The organism is Mycobacterium sp. 141, assembly GCF_000382405.1.
Taxonomy (GTDB): domain Bacteria; phylum Actinomycetota; class Actinomycetes; order Mycobacteriales; family Mycobacteriaceae; genus Mycobacterium.
The window spans coordinates 149,594-165,931 of sequence record NZ_KB908255.1; the positions used below are offsets into that span (position 1 = coordinate 149,594).

Here is a 16,338-nt window from a genome sequence, read left to right on the forward strand (position 1 = left end):
CGGCCGCGTTCCTGGTGGGACCGCGGCCGATCAGGGGATCTTCCCTCGTGAGGAAGCGTGTTACAGCAGGCCGAGCTGCTTCAGGTTGGTGATGTACTGCACGATGACCGCGGGCGTGACATGCGGGATGTCCTTGTCGGGCCCGATCTTGGCTTCCTGCACGGCTTCCCGGAACCGATCAGTCGGCGCGAGCGCGCCCAGCATCGGACGCTCCGGCTTCTGGTAGTTGTGCAGCAGCGGCAGCAACGACGCCTGACGCTGCTTGTCCGGCAATGCCCGCAGGGTGCTTTCGAACCGCTGCAACCACTGGCCGTAGTCGGCGATGCGCTCGATCTGGTAGCCCGCCTCGATGAGCCAGTCGACGAACTCGTCCATTCCCAGGCCGTCGTCGTACGGGTTCATCACGTGGTAGGTCTCGAAGCTCTCGACTGCCTGTGCACCCAGCGTCGAGATCGACTCGGCGATGAACTCGACCGGCAGGCCGTCGTAGTGCGCCCGTTGCCGTTTGCCGTCGGCATCCAGCTCATAGAACGAGCCCGGGGCGATACCGCTGGCGACGAGGCTGAACATCATCCGGGTGAACATGTCGGGCAGGTTCAGCTGGCCCGAGTACGTCGTGTCGGCCAGGATCATGTCGCAGCGGAACACCGCGACGGGCAGCCCGCACAGGTCGTTGGCCTCGCGCAGCAGGACTTCGCCGGCCCACTTGCTGTTGCCATAGCCGTTGGCGTAGGAGTCGTCGATCCGGCGGACAGCGCTCATCTCGCGGACATCGGCCTCTTCGACGAACTTGCCCGGCGTGATCTGGTCGCCCACGCCGATGGTCGACACGTAGGTGTACGGCTTGACCTTGGTGGTCAGTGCGAGCCGGATCAGCTCGGCGGTGCCCACGGCGTTCGGCCCGAACAACTCGCTGTAGGGCAGCACGTGGTTGACCAATGCAGCCGGGTCGACGATCAGGTCGACAGTGTCGGCCAGGCGCTGCCAGGTCTCGCCGTCCAGGCCGAGGTCGGCCTCGCCCTTGTCGCCTGCGACGACCTCCAGGTGATCGGCGGCCAATTCCCGGTAGTGCGCAAGGAGTTCCGCGTCGCCGGTGTCGAAGATGGCGTCGAGCCGGGCACGCGCCTCGTCGTTCGAACGGGCTCGGACGAGGGCGACGACCTTGCCGTCGACCAGGTCCATCCGCTCCAGCCACTCCAGGGCCAGGTAGCGGCCCAGGAAGCCGGTGGCGCCGGTCAGCAGCACCGTACGGACCTCGGAACCGGCCTTGGGCAATGTCGTTGCGGCAGAGAGGGTTTCGGTGTCGATGAATTTGTCCAGCGTCAGGTCGGCGGCGGTGATCTCAGCTGCGTGCCAGCCGTGCACCGACGCGAAAGTCGGCCGCTTGGCGCCGGGGGAACGCTCGGCCTCGATGTAGGCCGAGATGGCTGCCAGATCGTTGGCCGGGCTGACGATCACACTCACGGGCACGTCGACCTCGAAGATCTCGCGCAGCAGATTTCCGAAAGTCAATGCCGACAGCGAATCTCCACCCAGATCGGTGAAGTGGGCATCCGGCTGCAGATCGGCGGTCGAGGCGCCGAGCAGGGCCCCGGCGGCGCGGCTGACAGTGTCTAGAACCGAAGCCTGTGCGCCGTTCTGCCGCAACTCGCGCAATTCGTTAGCCTGGCTCTCGGCCAGATCAGCGTAGAGCTGCTCGAGCCGTTCGCCGTAGTGCGCCTTCAGCTTCGGCCACGCGAGCTTGCGGATGCCGGTCAATAGACCATTCTCCAGCGTGAAAGGTGTTGTCTCCACAAGGAAGTCGCGAGGAATCTCATAGGACTGCAGGCCGGAGGTCTTGGCCACGTCCTGCAGGGATTCGGCGATCGCCGGCTTCAGTTCGGCTGGCTGGTAGCGCGCCTGGGCTTCCTGCGTCGGTACCACCACGGCCAGCAGATACGGTCGGGCGCTGTTGCCGTAGATGTAGATCTGTTGTACCAGCGGACTGTTGCCGAACACCGCTTCGAGCTTGGCGACGGTGACGAACTCGCCCTGCGCGAGCTTGAGGACGTTGTTGCGCCGGTCGACGTAGGTCAGCTGATCAGGACCGACCTCGGCCACGATGTCGCCGGTGCGGTAGAAGCCGTCCTCGTCGAACACGGTCGCGGTGACCTCGGGTCGCTTGTAGTAACCGGGGAACAGGTTCTGGGTCTTCACCAGCAGTTCGCCGCGCGGATGCGGCTTGTCGGTGCTGAAGTACCCCAGGTCCGGGACGTCGACCAACTTGTAGTCGATGACCGCCTGCCGCTGCACCACGCCGTCGAACAGCACCATGCCTGCCTCGGTCGAACCGTAGCCCTCCAGCAGGTGGAGCTCCAGAAAGTCCTCCAGCCACGCTTTCAGTTCGGCGGAGATCGGCGCAGATCCGGTCATGGCCGAAATGAACCGTCCGCCAAGCAGATTCTGGCGCATGTCGGCCATCACCTCGGCTTCGACGGCGGCGCGGTCGGACGCACCGTCGAGCCGGCGGTCCACCCGGCTCTGGAACTCGCTGAAGATCATCTCCCAGACCCGCGGCACGAAGTTCAGCTCGGTGGGCCGGACCAACGCCAGGTCTTCCAGCAGTGTCGACAGGTCGCTGCGGGCCGCGAAGTAGGCGGTGCCACCGGAGGTCAGCGACGCGTAGAGGATGCCACGGCCCATGACGTGACTCATGGGCATGAAGCAGAGGTTGATCGAGGCAGCTGTCGGGCTGAACCAGGCCTTGGAGTTGCGGCGCCAAAATTTGGCGACCGCGCTCTGCTGGTAGATCGCGCCCTTCGGCGCGCCGGTGCTGCCCGAGGTGTAGATGAGAAGGGCCAGGTCTTGATCGGAGGATTCAGGGGCGGGTGCCTGCGGCAGGTTCTTGCCCTGTGCCAACAGGTCGGCCAGTGTTTCGACGACGATGGGGCTGCCCGCGTCGGTGAGCCGTGTCGTCGCCGCCGCCACGGCGTCGCGGTGGTCATCGACCTCATGGTGGTGGTCGAAAACGACCAGTTTGGCCGGCGCGTGTGCGGTCAGCGCGAGCTCGACGGCGTCGTTGAGGTGATCGACGCTTGCTGCGATCACCCGGGGTTCGGTCTCGATGACGATCGGAGCCAGGGCTGACACGGAAGAACTGGTCTGCAGCGGCACCGAGACGGCTCCGAGCTGCCCCAGCGCGGTGTCGATGACGGTGTAGTCGGCGCTGGCGAAGCCGAGGATGTTGACCCGGTCGCCCGTTGTCACACCGGCTTGGTGCAGTGCGCTGGCCAATGCCCGTACCCGTTCCCACACCTCGCCGTAAGTGATGGTGTCGAAGCGGGGGAGCAGCTGGGCGCTGGTCCTTCCGGTCTGCGGATCGGTGACGAACTCGACGGCGCGCTCACCGATGGCGGGTCGGTCGGCGTAGCCCTGCAGGACGGTCTGCACGATCTCGGGCAGTTGCAGGCCCTCAGCGCCGGCGGCGGCGCTCACGGCCTCGCTCGGCGCGGCGGCGGCGAACTGCGGATCTGTGCTGACCAGGTCAGCGATACGGCGCTCGAGCCGCCCCTCATAGGTCTCAGTCGTCATCGGTATTCCTCTTTGCAAGTTAGCTATGTATCAAGTGGCGCCACATTGCGCTCAATCAATTACTACGTTAGTAGAACTAAACTTATTTCCGTACGGCCAGGTCAGAGCCTGTCAATTCGCTGGGAATCTTGGGCGGGCCGACTGCGGATACCGAAAATCTGCCTGACTGTGAGCAACATCACCAGATTGCCCGAACTGTGTCTTTCGGCCCATCCGATCAGCCCGCACCAGACCTCGGGTGATCGACGTTCTGGCACGGCGGCGTGATCCAGACGCACGCCACGGGCCCTGGTGCGTTATCTCCCAATGCCGTGTGGGTACCCACTGCTTCGTCAAAGGAGGCAACATGAGCGAATTCGATACCCGCGGAAGCCTGATGCGGATGCCGCGCAGCCGGGGCGCGGCCAGCGGCTTGCTCCTGGTGGTGTTCGGAGCCTGGGGTGCACTGATCCCGTTCATCGGCCCATACCTCGACTTCGCCTTCACGCCCGATCAGGGCTGGGTGTGGACGGTGGGCCGCGGCTGGCTCGAGGTGTTGCCGGGAGTCGTCGCCGTACTGGGTGGGCTATTGCTATTGACGTCGGGTAACCGCGCGACTGCGATGTTCGGCGGTTGGTTGGCCGTCATAGCCGGGGCATGGTTCATCGTCGGCCGCGCACTGTCCGGCCCGTTGGGCATCGGCGATGCGGGTATTCCGGTCGCCGTCACCGACGCCAAGCGTGTCGCGTTGGAGCTGGCCTACTTCTCCGGCCTGGGTGCGGTGATCGTATTCCTGGGCGCCGTCGCGCTGGGCCGCTTGTCGATTCGTAGTGTCCGCGACGTCGCGTATGCACGGCGGCCTGCCGTGGCCCAGCCCGTTCCGGCCAGCGCACCGGCTGCCGAGGTACCGGCGTCCGACACTGCGGCGGCGCGTGAGCACCGAGGCTGGGGCGGTCTGTTCGGCAGACGACACACTCATGCGCACTAAAGATCGCGCAGGATCAGCTCGAGAACGTCGAGAGCTTCGACGAGTAGTTCGTCGCTGATGGTCAGCGGAGGCAGGAAGCGCAGCACATTGCCGTAGGTGCCGCAGGACAGCACGATCACCCCGGCAGCGTGCGCGCCCGCGCACAACGCCTTGGTCAGCTCGGCGTCGGGTTCGGTGGTGCCGGCCTTGACCAGTTCCATGGCGATCATCGCGCCGCGCCCCCGCACATCGCCGATGCGGTCGTCCTCGGCCTGCCACCGTCCCAGCCGGTCCTTCATCAGTGTCTCGAGCTGTTGCGCCCGGGCCACCAGGCCGTCGGCCTCGATCGTCTTGATCGTGGCCAGTGCCGCCGCGCAGGCGACAGGGTTACCTCCGTAGGTACCGCCCAGCCCGGACACGTGCGGCGCATTCATGATCTCGGCGCGACCGGTCACTGCCGACAGCGGCATACCGTCGGCGATGCCCTTGGCGGTGACTATGAGGTCGGGGTCGATCCCTTCGTATTCGCAGGCGAACATCGCGCCCGTGCGGGCGAACCCGGTCTGCACCTCGTCGGCGATGAACACCACATCGTTCGCCCGACACCAGTCCAGCAGCGTGGGCAGGAATCCGTCGGCCGGGACGATGAATCCACCCTCGCCCTGGATCGGTTCGATGAGCACCGCCGCGAGGTTGTCGGCACCGATCTGATTGTCGATCACATCGATAGCCCGCCTGGCGGCCAGTTCGCCGTCGGTGGCCATTTCCTTGCCGAACTCGGCGTCGCGGAACGGGTAAGACACCGGGGCCCGGTAGACCTCTGGGGCGAACGGGCCGAAGCCGTCCTTGTAGGGCATGACTTTGGCGGTCAGCGCCATGGTGAGGTTGGTGCGGCCGTGGTAGGCGTGATCGAACGCCACGACGGCAGATTTGTGGGTAAAGGAGCGCGCGATCTTCACAGAGTTCTCGACCGCTTCGGAACCGGAATTGAACAGTGCCGAGCGTTTGTCACCCGCGACCGGTGTCAATCGGTTGAGCTGTTCGCAGACGGCGACGTACCCCTCGTAGGGCGTCACCATGAAGCACGTGTGGGTGAAGTCGGCGGCCTGGGTGGCCACGGCGTCGACCACGAGGGGCGCCGCATTGCCGACAGTGGTCACCGATATTCCGGAGCCCAGGTCGATGAGTCGATTACCGTCGACGTCCTCGACGATGCCGCCGCCGGCCCGCGTGGCGTAGACGGGCATTATGGTGCCCACGCCGCGGCTCACCGCCGCGGTTTTCCGGTCGGTGAGGGCCTGCGATTTGGGGCCCGGGATGGTGGTGGCGAGATGACGGCTCTGCTCTGGATGGCTCAACACTGACTCCTGGGAACTCCGATGGCGGTGCGGACGGATTGGAGCGAGTCCGAGGGTAGTCGTCCGGGTGCCCGGCTGTCGGTTTTGGCCAGCGCCGAACGGCGGTCACCCGGCCCTGCGGCCGCCGGAAATTAGCACCGCTAAGCGCCGGCGGGACGACGGGGCCCGTGGCGGCGCGTGGCCGCAATGGCAGACTGGTCCCCTACGAGGTGTCGTGACCTGCCGGTCCGGAACCAAGACCACACGATTCGATCACGAAAGACAGTGTCGCTATGGATATAGCCATTTTCATCCCCCTGCTGATCATCATGGGCGGCTTCATGTTCTACACGTCGCGGCGTCAGAAGCGGGCGATGCAGAAAACCATCGATCTGCACAACTCGCTGCAGATCGGCGACCGGGTTCACACCACGTCGGGTCTGCAGGCCACGATCACCCGGATCACCGATGACAATGTTGACCTGGAGATTGCTCCAGGCGTCATCACCACCTGGATGAAGCTGGCTGTCCGCGACCGCATCGAGGACGGAGCCGGTGCTGCCAAGGGCAAGGCCGCGCCCGAGGTGCCGACGGCGACCGAGTTGACCGAGAGCACCGCCGTCACCGACAGCGACGGACGCACGAAAGACTGATAGCTGTCCACTCAGGACCAGCACGTACCCTTTGCGATGCTGACACGAACTGATCTCAAGGAGACCCAAGAAACGTGGCATCGTCTTCGGCGCCGGTGCACCCTGCCCGCTACCTGACGCTCTTCCTCGTCCTGCTCATCGGCGTATACCTGCTGGTGTTCCTCACCGGTGACAAACAGGCCAAGACCAAACTCGGTATCGACCTGCAGGGCGGTACCCGGGTTACCCTGACCGCACGCACGCCCGACGGTTCGGCACCGACCCGGGAAGCGCTGTCGCAGGCCCAGCAGATCATCAGCGCCCGCGTCGACGGTCTCGGTGTGTCCGGGTCCGAGGTGGTCATCGACGGCAACAACCTGGTGATCACGGTGCCGGGCAACGACGGCAATGAGGCGCGCAACCTCGGCCAAACCGCCCGGCTCTACATCCGACCGGTCATCCACGCCATGCCGGCACAGCCCAAGCAGGCTCAGCCCCCCGCCGGAGCGCCAGGTGCGCCACCGGCTCCGGCAGCACCGGGTGCGCCAGCGGTGCCTGGAGCGCCGGGAGGGCTTCCTGGCGGGCCCCCGCAGGGAGCCGCTCCCGGTGAGGCGCCTGCTCCTGTCGGTGAGCCCGGAGAACCGCCGGCACCGGCGCCTGTTTCTCCCGCGGATGGTGAGCAGCCGGCACCGCAGCCGCGGCCGTATCCGCAGGAGCCTGCGCCGACGCCGGGGGAGCCCGCACCTGCTCCTGCGCCTCCCGGCCAGCCACCGGCTCCGGCGCCCGCGGATGCGAAGGGCGATCTGGCACAGCGCATCGCCGAGGAGAAGCAGTTGCGGCAGAGCACCAATCCGTCGATCCAGATTCTGGCTCTGCAGTTCCAGGCCACCCGCTGTGGTGAGGAGGACGTGCTCGCGGGCAACGACGATCCGAACCTGCCATTGGTCACCTGCTCCACCGACGGGCAGACCGTCTATCTGCTCAACAAGTCGATCATGAGCGGCGAGGAGATCCAGAACGCCACCTCGGGCCTGGATCAGCAGCAGGGCCAGTACGTCGTCGACGTGGAGTTCAAGAGCGGCGGCGCCAAGACGTGGGCCGATTTCACCGCAGCCAATGTCGGCACCGCGACGGCCTTCACCCTCGACTCCCGGGTGGTCAGTGCCCCGACAATCCGCGAGGCCATCCCTGGCGGCCGCACTCAGATCACCGGCAATTTCACCGCAGACTCGGCTAAAGAACTCGCCAACGTCCTGAAGTACGGCTCCCTGCCGCTGTCCTTCGAATCGTCGGAAGCCGAAACCGTCTCGGCGACACTGGGTCTGTCCTCATTGCGGGCCGGCTTGATCGCCGGCGCGATCGGCCTGGCGGCTGTGCTGCTGTACTCGCTGCTGTATTACCGGGTACTGGGACTGCTGGTGGCGCTTTCGCTGGTGGCTTCCGGCGCAATGGTTTTCGCGATCCTGGTGTTGCTCGGTAGATACATCGGCTACACGCTGGACCTGGCAGGCATCGCCGGTTTGATCATCGGTATCGGGACCACAGCCGACTCGTTCGTGGTGTTCTTCGAACGCATCAAAGATGAGATCCGAGAGGGCCGTTCGTTCCGGTCGGCGGTTCCGCGCGGTTGGGCGCGGGCCAGAAAGACCATCGTGTCGGGCAACGCGGTGACCTTCCTGGCCGCCCTGGTGCTGTATGTGCTGGCGATCGGACAGGTGAAGGGCTTCGCGTTCACCCTCGGGTTGACCACGCTGCTCGACATCGTGGTGGTGTTCCTGGTGACCTGGCCGCTGGTGTACCTGGCGTCGAAGTCGCCGACGATGGCCAATCCAGCGCTCAACGGCCTCGGTGCGGTGCAACAGATCGCCCGGGAACGTCGAGAAGCCGCGCACGCAACGGCGGGACGGGGGTAGACAGATGGCGGCGAAGCACGACACCGACACCGACGTCGACAGCACGGAGGCCGTCGAGGCTCCCAGCATCGAGGCGACGTCGACGGCGGTGCCCAAGCACGGATTCTTCGTGCGGCTCTACACCGGGACCGGCGCTTTCGAGGTCGTCGGCCGGCGCAAGCTCTGGTATGCCATCAGCGGCGTCATCGTCGCGATCGCGGTCGTCAGTATGGTGGTGCGCGGATTCACCTTCGGCATCGACTTCGAGGGCGGAACACAGGTCTCGATGCCGGCGACCGGCGAGTCCGGGCCGATCAGCACCCAGCAGGTCGAGAACGTGTTCAGCAAGACCCTGGGCCGCAATCCCGAATCGGTGGTCGTGGTCGGCAACGGCGCTTCTGCGACCGTCCAGATCCGGTCCGAGACCCTGACCAACGAGGACACCGAGAACCTGCGCACGGCACTGTTCGACGCCTTTCACCCGAAGGGCAGCGACGGCAAATCCGGCCCGCAGGAGATCAGCCAGTCGGACGTTTCGGGAACGTGGGGCGGCCAGATCACCCAAAAAGCCGTGATCGCGCTGATCGTCTTCCTGGTGCTGGCGACCATCTACATCACGTGGCGCTACGAGAAGTACATGGCGCTCTCGGCGCTGGCGTCGCTGGTCTTCGACCTGTTGGTCACCGCGGGCGTGTACTCGGTGGTCGGGTTCGAGGTGACCCCGGCGACCGTCATCGGCCTGCTGACCATCATGGGTTTCTCGCTCTACGACACGGTGATCGTGTTCGACAAGGTCGAGGAGAACACCCACGGCTTCGAACACACCACCCGGCGCACGTTCGCCGAGCAGGCCAACCTTGCGGTCAACCAGACGTTCATGCGCTCGATCAACACCAGCTTGATCTCGGTGCTGCCGATCGTGGCCCTGATCGTGGTCGCGGTGTGGCTGCTCGGCGTCGGAACACTGATGGACCTGGCCCTGGTGCAGCTGGTCGGTGTGATCGTGGGTACCTACTCCTCGATCTTCTTCGCCACGCCGCTGCTGGTGTCGCTGCGTGAGCGCACCGAATTGGTGCGTAGGCACACCAAGAAGGTGCTCAACCGCCGCCACCCCGGCGCCGCGAAGGCGGACAAGGAGCCAGATGCCAAGACGGCCGCACACGACGCTGAAACCGACGACACGGATGATGTCGACGACGCGGAGCAGACCGTCTCTGCAGTCGTGAGCTCGCGGGCTCCGGCCAAGCCTGCGCCCGGAGCGCGGCCCACGGCAAAAACCGGTCGTCCGTCGGGCAAGCGGAACACCCGGCGGTAGTTCCGGTGGCGCGCTGGGGTGCCGTCGGGCGGGTTCGGTTTCCGCGGACGCGAGGAGCGAATCGAGTACTGCGGACGCGAGGAGCGAATCAGGTTCCGCGGACGCGAGGAGCGAGACTGCTCTGCGCGGCTGTGGTGACGCTGCTGGCCACACTCGGAGTGTCGGCGTGCGGGGGGAGCTCGGCCGATGCGATCGATTATGCGGTCGACGGCACCCTGCCCACCTACAACACGAACACCGTCGCTGGTGCGGCGTCAGCCGGGCCGCAGGCCTTCGCGCGCACCCTGACCGGTTTCTCCTACCACGGACCGGACGGTCAGGTCGTCGCCGATCACGACTTCGGGTCGGTGTCTGTGGTGGGCCGTGCGCCGCTGGTGCTCGACTACGTGATCGACGACAAGGCGGTGTACTCCGACGGCAAGCCGGTCACCTGTGACGATCTGGTGCTCGCTTGGGCTGCCCAGTCGGGCCGGTTCGCGGGCTTCGACGCGGCCAGCCAGGCCGGCTACCGCGACATCTCCGCGGTGGACTGTGCGCCGGGGCAGAAGAAGGCCCGGGTGGCGTTCGCCCAGGATCGTCCGTTCGTCGACTACGGGCAGCTGTTCACCGCGACCTCGCTGATGCCGTCGCACGTCATCGCCGACGAGTTGGGGCTCGCGGAGAGCGGAGTCACCACCGCACTGCTGACCGCCGACAGGCCCACGGTGGACCGCATCGCCCAGGCCTGGAACACCACGTGGGACCTCAAGCCGGACGTCGACCTCAAACACTTCCCGTCCTCAGGCCCGTACCGGCTGGACTCGGTGTCCAAGGATGGTGTCGTGACACTGGTGGCCAACGACAAATGGTGGGGCGCCAAGCCCATCACGGAGAAGATCACGGTGTGGCCGCGCGGCGCCGACATCCAGGAGCGGGTCAACCAAGGGGACTTCGATGTCGTCGACATTGCCACGGGGTCTTCGGGTGTGCTCAATCTCCCGGACGACTACGTCAGCACTGACGCCCCGTCGGCCGGCATCGAGCAGCTGATTTTTGCGCCGGGCGGGCCGCTGGCGGCTACGCCGGCCCGGCGGGCGTTGGCACTGTGCACCCCCCGTGACGCCATCGCCCGCAACGTCGCCATGCCCATCGCCAACTCGCGGCTCAGCCCGGCCACTGACGATGTTTTCGGGGCAGCTGAGGGCACTGCCGCTGGCGGCCAGTTCACCGTCGCCGATCCCGACGCCGCCCGCGCCGAGATCCACAACCAGCCGCTGACCGTGCGCATCGGGTACCAGACACCCAACGCCCGGCTGGCCGCGACGGTGGGTGCGATCGCCAAATCGTGCGCGCCCGCCGGCATCACGGTGCAGGACGCCGGATCAGAATCGGCCGGCCCGGTGGCGTTGCGTAACAACGAATTCGACGTGCTGTTGGCCAGTACCGGTGGAGCGACGGGAAGCGGTTCGTCGGGGTCCTCGGCGATCGACGCTTATAACCTGCATGGCGGCAACGGCAACAACCTCTCCGGCTACAACAACGAACGCATCGACGGCATCATCGACGCGCTGGCCGTGACGTCAGATCCCAAGGAGTTGACGCGCCTGGTCGGTGAAGGTGCGCCGATCCTGTGGGGCGACATGCCGACGCTGCCGCTGTACCGCCAGCAGCGCACCGTGCTGACATCGACCAAGATGTATGCCGTGAGCAGCAATCCGACCCGCTGGGGCGCCGGCTGGAACATGGACCGTTGGAGGTTGTCGAAGTGACCGAGCGGCACGACATCGACATCGCCGACATCTCCCGGCTCATCGCCTCGCTGACCCGCGAGGTCGCCGACTTCCCGGAGCCGGGCGTGCAATTCAAGGATCTGACTCCGTTGCTGGCCGATGCCGACGGGCTCTGTGCGGTCACCGACGCGCTGGCGGCCAGCGCCGCAGGCGCAGATCTGGTGGCCGGCCTGGATGCGCGTGGTTTCCTGCTGGGGGCAGCCGTCGCGACCCGCTTGGGCACCGGCGTGCTCGCTGTCCGCAAAGGCGGAAAGTTGCCGCCACCCGTACACAGTGCGACCTACCACCTGGAATACGGCACAGCGACCCTGGAGATCCCGGCCGAGGGGATTGATATCGCCGGGCGCAACGTTGTCATCATCGACGATGTGCTGGCCACCGGCGGCACGCTGGCTGCGGCGGTCAAGCTCCTCACTGCGAGTGGTGCTGCGGTGATCGGCGCCGCAGTCGTCTTGGAGTTGACCGGACTACGTGGTCGCGGTGCGGTGGCACCTCTGCCGGTTAGCAGCCTGCACACGGTGTGAGGGATATCCTCGAACTCTGGATGAACAGGTGGGGATGAACAGCAGGAGGTGACGGCGATGGCCGACGATCCCGGTACCGGTCAAGCCGTGCAGTCTCCGCCCGAGCCGACCCCGGCCGACGTCGCCAAGACCAGCGCGTCTCGTCGCGTGCGCGCCCGGCTGGCTCGACGGATGACGGCGCAGCGCAGCGCCGTGAACCCGGTGCTCGAACCGCTGGTGGCGGTGCACCGGGAGATATATCCGAAGGCCGATCTGCAGTTGCTGCAGCGTGCCTACGACGTCGCCGACAAGCGACATGCCGACCAGCTGCGCAAGTCCGGTGACCCCTACATCACCCATCCGCTGGCGGTCGCCAATATCCTGGCCGAGCTCGGGATGGACACCACGACGCTGGTGGCGGCACTGCTGCACGACACCGTCGAGGACACCGGCTACACACTCGAGGCGCTGACCGCCGAATTCGGCAGCGAGGTCGGCCATTTGGTAGACGGCGTGACCAAGCTGGACAAGGTGGTGCTGGGCTCTGCCGCCGAGGGCGAGACCATTCGCAAGATGATCATCGCGATGGCCCGTGATCCACGGGTGCTGGTGATCAAGGTGGCCGACCGCCTGCACAACATGCGCACCATGCGATTCCTGCCGCCGGAGAAGCAGGCGCACAAGGCCCGCGAGACGCTGGAAGTCATTGCGCCGCTTGCTCATCGGCTTGGGATGGCGACCGTCAAATGGGAGCTGGAGGATCTGTCGTTCGCGATCCTGCATCCCAAGAAGTACGAGGAGATCGTGCGCTTGGTCGCCGACCGGGCGCCGTCACGCGACACTTATCTGGCCAAGGTGCGCGCCGAGATCGGCGTGGCGTTGTCGGCCATGAAGATCAACGCCACGGTCGAGGGCAGGCCCAAGCACTACTGGTCGATCTACCAGAAGATGATCGTCAAGGGCCGCGACTTCGACGACATCCACGACTTGGTCGGTGTGCGGATCCTCTGCGATGAGATCCGTGATTGCTACGCCGCCGTGGGTGTCGTGCACTCGCTGTGGCAGCCGATGGCGGGGCGTTTCAAGGACTACATCGCCCAGCCGCGCTACGGCGTATACCAGTCGTTGCACACCACCGTCGTCGGCCCGGAGGGCAAGCCGCTGGAGGTGCAGATCCGCACCCGCGACATGCACCGCACCGCTGAGTACGGTATCGCCGCGCACTGGCGCTACAAGGAAGCCAAGGGCCGCAACGGGGTTCCACATCCGCATGCCTCGACCGAGATCGACGACATGGCCTGGATGCGCCAGCTGCTGGACTGGCAGCGGGAGGCCGCCGACCCCGGCGAATTCTTGGAGTCGCTGCGTTACGACCTTGCGGTGCAGGAGATCTTCGTGTTCACCCCCAAGGGTGACGTGGTCACGCTGCCCACCGGGTCCACTCCGGTGGACTTCGCCTACGCGGTGCACACCGAGGTCGGCCACCGCTGTATCGGGGCACGCGTCAACGGCCGCCTGGTGGCGCTGGAACGCAAGCTCGAAAACGGCGAAGTGGTCGAGATTTTCACCTCGAAGGCAGCCAATGCCGGCCCGTCGCGGGACTGGCAGACCTTTGTGGTGTCGCCCCGGGCCAAGGCCAAGATCCGGCAGTGGTTCGCCAAGGAACGCCGCGAGGAAGCCCTGGAGTCCGGCAAGGACGCCATCGCGCGCGAGGTCCGTCGTAACGGACTTCCGTTGCAGCGCTTGATGACCGGCGAGACCATGAGTGCGCTGGCCCGTGAGCTGCGCTACACCGATGTGTCGGCGCTCTATACCGCGGTGGGTGAGGGGCACGTCTCGGCGCGGCATGTGGTGCAGCGGTTGCTCGCCCAGTTCGGCGGCGACGACGCGGCCGAGGACGAACTCGCCGAGCGGTCGACCCCGGCGACCATGCCGGTCCGGCAGCGCACCACCGACGACACCGGCGTGGCCGTGCCGGGCGCGCCCGGTGTGCTGACCAAGCTGGCCAAGTGCTGTACCCCGGTGCCCGGCGACACCATCATGGGCTTCGTCACCCGGGGTGGGGGCGTGAGCATCCACCGCACCGATTGCACGAATGCGGCCTCGCTGCAAGAACAGTCAGAACGCATCATCGACGTGCAATGGGCGCCGTCACCGTCATCGGTGTTCCTGGTGGCGATCCAGGTCGAGGCGCTCGACCGGCACCGCCTGCTCTCGGACGTCACCCGGGTGCTGGCCGACGAGAAGGTCAACATCCTTTCGGCGTCGGTCACCACCTCCAACGACCGGGTGGCCATCAGCCGGTTCACCTTCGAGATGGGCGATCCGAAGCACCTCGGTCATCTGCTGAGCGTGGTGCGCAACGTCGAGGGTGTCTACGACGTGTACCGGGTCACCAGCGCGGCCTGATCGCGCAGGCACTCGTCGGCGTCAATCCAGCCGCGCCGAGGTGATCGTCACCGGGTTGGCCGGTTGACCGTCCTGGCCGCCGCCGGACACACCCGCCGCGGCAATCTTGTCGAGGGTTGCCAACCCGGTGGCATCGACGGTGCCGAACATCGTGTAGTTCGGGGGCAGCTGCGAATCCTGGTACACCAGGAAGAACTGGCTGCCGTTGGTACCCGGGCCGGCATTGGCCATGGCAAGGGTCCCTCGCGGATAGGTGATCGGCTGTTGCAGTGCGGGGTCACCGGGTGGGTATTGGTCGACGGGGTATTCATCGGCGAACGTGTAGCCCGGCCCACCCGTGCCCTCACCGGTCGGGTCACCGCACTGCAGGACGTAGATGCCGCCGGTGGTCAGTCGGTGGCACGGAGTGTCGTCGAAGTAACCCTGCTGGGCCAGGCTCGCGAAGTTGTTGACCGTGCACGGTGCGCGACCGTTGTCGAGGTTCAGGCCGATGTTGCCCTGGTTCGTGGTGACGCTGGCACTGACAGTGGCAGGGTCGGTGGGCACCTTCCCGCTGCGCGGTGGCGTGACCGGCTTGGCGGGCGTGTCAGAAGCAGGGTACTGGCAGTTGGAGCCCGCGTTCGCCCGTGCCGACGGGGTTGCCGGTGACGGCGACGTCCCGGTGGGCGGCGGGGGTACCGACGGTTGAGCGGTCGGGTACGGCGTAGCGCTGCCGTCGATGGGCACTTTGAGGTCGTGCAGGAAGCCGACGGTGAAGAGGCTGGCCACCACCACGAGTACCACCGCCAGCAGCGCCAGCGCCGTCATCAGATAGCCCACCACCAGACCGGTGATCGCCAGCCCGCGGCCCTGTTCGCCGGTGCGCCGGATCTGCGACAGCGAGATGTGCCCGAAGACGATGCCGAGGGGCGCGAACAAGAAACCGCATATCAGGGCGGCGATCGCCAGGCCGTTGGTGGGCGGCGGGGCGGGATACCCGACCGGCGGCGGATATCCAGGCTGGTATCCGCCCTCCGGCGGCGGGATCGTCACGGATCAGTCCAGCGCCACGGACTTCAGCTCGACGTCCATGGCCGGCTTGCCGTCCTGGCCACCACCGGCCACGCCGGCCGCGGCGATCTTGTCGAGGGTTGCCAGGCCGGTCGCGTCGATGGTGCCGAACGCGGTGTAGTTCGGGGGCAGCTGTGAGTCCTTGTAGACCAGGAAGAATTGGCTGCCGTTGGTACCCGGGCCGGCATTGGCCATGGCCAAAGTGCCGCGCGGGTAAACCACAGGCTGCTGTAGCGCCGGGTTGTCCGGCTGGTACTGATTGGCCGGGTATTCGTCGGCGAACTGGTAGCCGGGGCCGCCGGTGCCCTTACCGGTCGGGTCGCCGCATTGCAGGACCGACAGTCCGCCAGTGGTCAGCCGGTGGCAGGGCGTGTCGTTGAAGTAGCCCTGCTGGGCCAGGCTGGCGAAGCTGTTGACGGTGCACGGCGCTTTGGCGTTGTCCAGCTGCAGGCCGATGTTGCCCTGGTTGGTCGTCATGCTCACGCTGACCGTCGCGGGGTCGGTGGGCACCTTGCCGGTGCGCGGCGGGTTGACCTTCTTGCTGGCCGCGCCGGTCGCCGGGTACTGGCAGTTCGCACCGAGGTTGGCCGGGGCCACGAAAGCCGGCAGCTGGCCGTCGGCCGCAGGCTGCGCCTCGGCGGACGGGGTACTGGTGGCGGCGGAGGCCGTGGTGCTCCCCGAATCCCGGTTGAAGACGAAGATGCCGACGCCCGCGCCGATGACCACGATGGCGGCCACGACCGCGCCGACGATAGTCAGGAGACGGCGCTTGCGCTCCTTGGCTGCGCGACGTTCCAGTTGGCGTTCCAGCTTGCGCTTGGCCGTCGCTCGTCGTTGTTCGTTGGTGGGCACCGCAGTCGTCCTCCTGGTAGGCGGTTCGATCGGCACCGAGTCTGCCAGGTGATGCTGAATCCG

11 protein-coding genes are annotated in these 16,338 nt (G+C 66.4%); 7 read left to right on the forward strand and 4 right to left on the reverse strand.

From position 1 onward, the window contains the following. Nucleotides 1-60: 60 nt before the first annotated feature. The gene (car, locus tag H276_RS0100840) at nucleotides 61-3,570 is read right to left on the reverse strand and encodes a carboxylic acid reductase (protein ID WP_019969410.1); all 3,510 of its coding nucleotides are present in this window, start codon (nucleotides 3,568-3,570) and stop codon (nucleotides 61-63) included. Between the two features lie 346 nt (nucleotides 3,571-3,916). On the opposite strand from car, the gene H276_RS0100845 reads away from it, so the two are divergent. After that, the gene (locus H276_RS0100845; RefSeq protein ID WP_019969411.1) at nucleotides 3,917-4,537 is read left to right on the forward strand and encodes a hypothetical protein; all 621 of its coding nucleotides are present in this window, start codon (nucleotides 3,917-3,919) and stop codon (nucleotides 4,535-4,537) included. Here H276_RS0100845 and gabT read toward each other — a convergent pair. Continuing rightward, nucleotides 4,534-5,874, reverse strand: a complete 1,341-nt coding sequence (gene gabT / locus H276_RS0100850; RefSeq protein WP_026356432.1) for a 4-aminobutyrate--2-oxoglutarate transaminase — start codon at nucleotides 5,872-5,874, stop codon at nucleotides 4,534-4,536. The genes H276_RS0100845 and gabT overlap by 4 nt on opposite strands. A gap of 272 nt (nucleotides 5,875-6,146) precedes the next feature. Between gabT and yajC the strand changes: the two genes are divergently transcribed. From yajC to H276_RS0100880, 6 genes are all read left to right on the forward strand, one after another. Next, a complete protein-coding gene (yajC, locus tag H276_RS0100855) occupies nucleotides 6,147-6,506 on the forward strand; it encodes a preprotein translocase subunit YajC (RefSeq protein WP_019969413.1) in 360 nt (119 codons plus the stop codon). Between the two features lie 74 nt (nucleotides 6,507-6,580). Continuing rightward, a complete protein-coding gene (secD, locus tag H276_RS0100860; protein WP_019969414.1) occupies nucleotides 6,581-8,398 on the forward strand; it encodes a protein translocase subunit SecD in 1,818 nt (605 codons plus the stop codon). Nucleotides 8,399-8,402: 4 nt separating this feature from the next. Beyond that, nucleotides 8,403-9,692 carry a protein translocase subunit SecF gene (gene secF, locus H276_RS0100865; protein WP_019969415.1) on the forward strand — a complete coding sequence of 430 codons (1,290 nt, stop codon included), beginning with the start codon at nucleotides 8,403-8,405 and terminating at the stop codon, nucleotides 9,690-9,692. Between the two features lie 131 nt (nucleotides 9,693-9,823). Next, nucleotides 9,824-11,440 (forward strand): ABC transporter substrate-binding protein, encoded by a 1,617-nt coding sequence (locus H276_RS0100870; protein ID WP_019969416.1) that lies wholly within the window; start codon nucleotides 9,824-9,826, stop codon nucleotides 11,438-11,440. Between the two features lie 20 nt (nucleotides 11,441-11,460). Next, on the forward strand, nucleotides 11,461-11,985 hold the full coding sequence (locus tag H276_RS0100875; RefSeq protein WP_196807814.1) for an adenine phosphoribosyltransferase: 525 nt from the start codon (nucleotides 11,461-11,463) through the stop codon (nucleotides 11,983-11,985). A gap of 57 nt (nucleotides 11,986-12,042) precedes the next feature. Beyond that, nucleotides 12,043-14,373, forward strand: a complete 2,331-nt coding sequence (locus tag H276_RS0100880; protein WP_026356434.1) for a bifunctional (p)ppGpp synthetase/guanosine-3',5'-bis(diphosphate) 3'-pyrophosphohydrolase — start codon at nucleotides 12,043-12,045, stop codon at nucleotides 14,371-14,373. 21 nt (nucleotides 14,374-14,394) lie between these two features. On the opposite strand, the gene H276_RS0100885 is transcribed toward H276_RS0100880, so the two are convergent. Both H276_RS0100885 and H276_RS0100890 read right to left on the reverse strand, forming a co-directional pair. Continuing rightward, nucleotides 14,395-15,405, reverse strand: coding sequence for a peptidylprolyl isomerase (locus H276_RS0100885; protein WP_019969419.1), 1,011 nt, complete (start codon nucleotides 15,403-15,405; stop codon nucleotides 14,395-14,397). Between the two features lie 3 nt (nucleotides 15,406-15,408). After that, the gene (locus H276_RS0100890) at nucleotides 15,409-16,275 is read right to left on the reverse strand and encodes a peptidylprolyl isomerase (RefSeq protein ID WP_019969420.1); all 867 of its coding nucleotides are present in this window, start codon (nucleotides 16,273-16,275) and stop codon (nucleotides 15,409-15,411) included. Nucleotides 16,276-16,338 lie beyond the last annotated feature (63 nt).

Excerpts from the sequence above, each read along its gene's own strand:
- car (WP_019969410.1), bottom strand. The coding sequence starts at position 3,570 with ATGACGACTGAGACCTATGAGGGGCGGCTCGAGCGCCGTATCGCTGAC.
- H276_RS0100845 (WP_019969411.1), top strand. The coding sequence starts at position 3,917 with ATGAGCGAATTCGATACCCGCGGAAGCCTGATGCGGATGCCGCGCAGC.
- yajC (WP_019969413.1), top strand. The coding sequence starts at position 6,147 with ATGGATATAGCCATTTTCATCCCCCTGCTGATCATCATGGGCGGCTTC.
- secF (WP_019969415.1), top strand. The coding sequence starts at position 8,403 with ATGGCGGCGAAGCACGACACCGACACCGACGTCGACAGCACGGAGGCC.
- H276_RS0100880 (WP_026356434.1), top strand. The coding sequence starts at position 12,043 with ATGGCCGACGATCCCGGTACCGGTCAAGCCGTGCAGTCTCCGCCCGAG.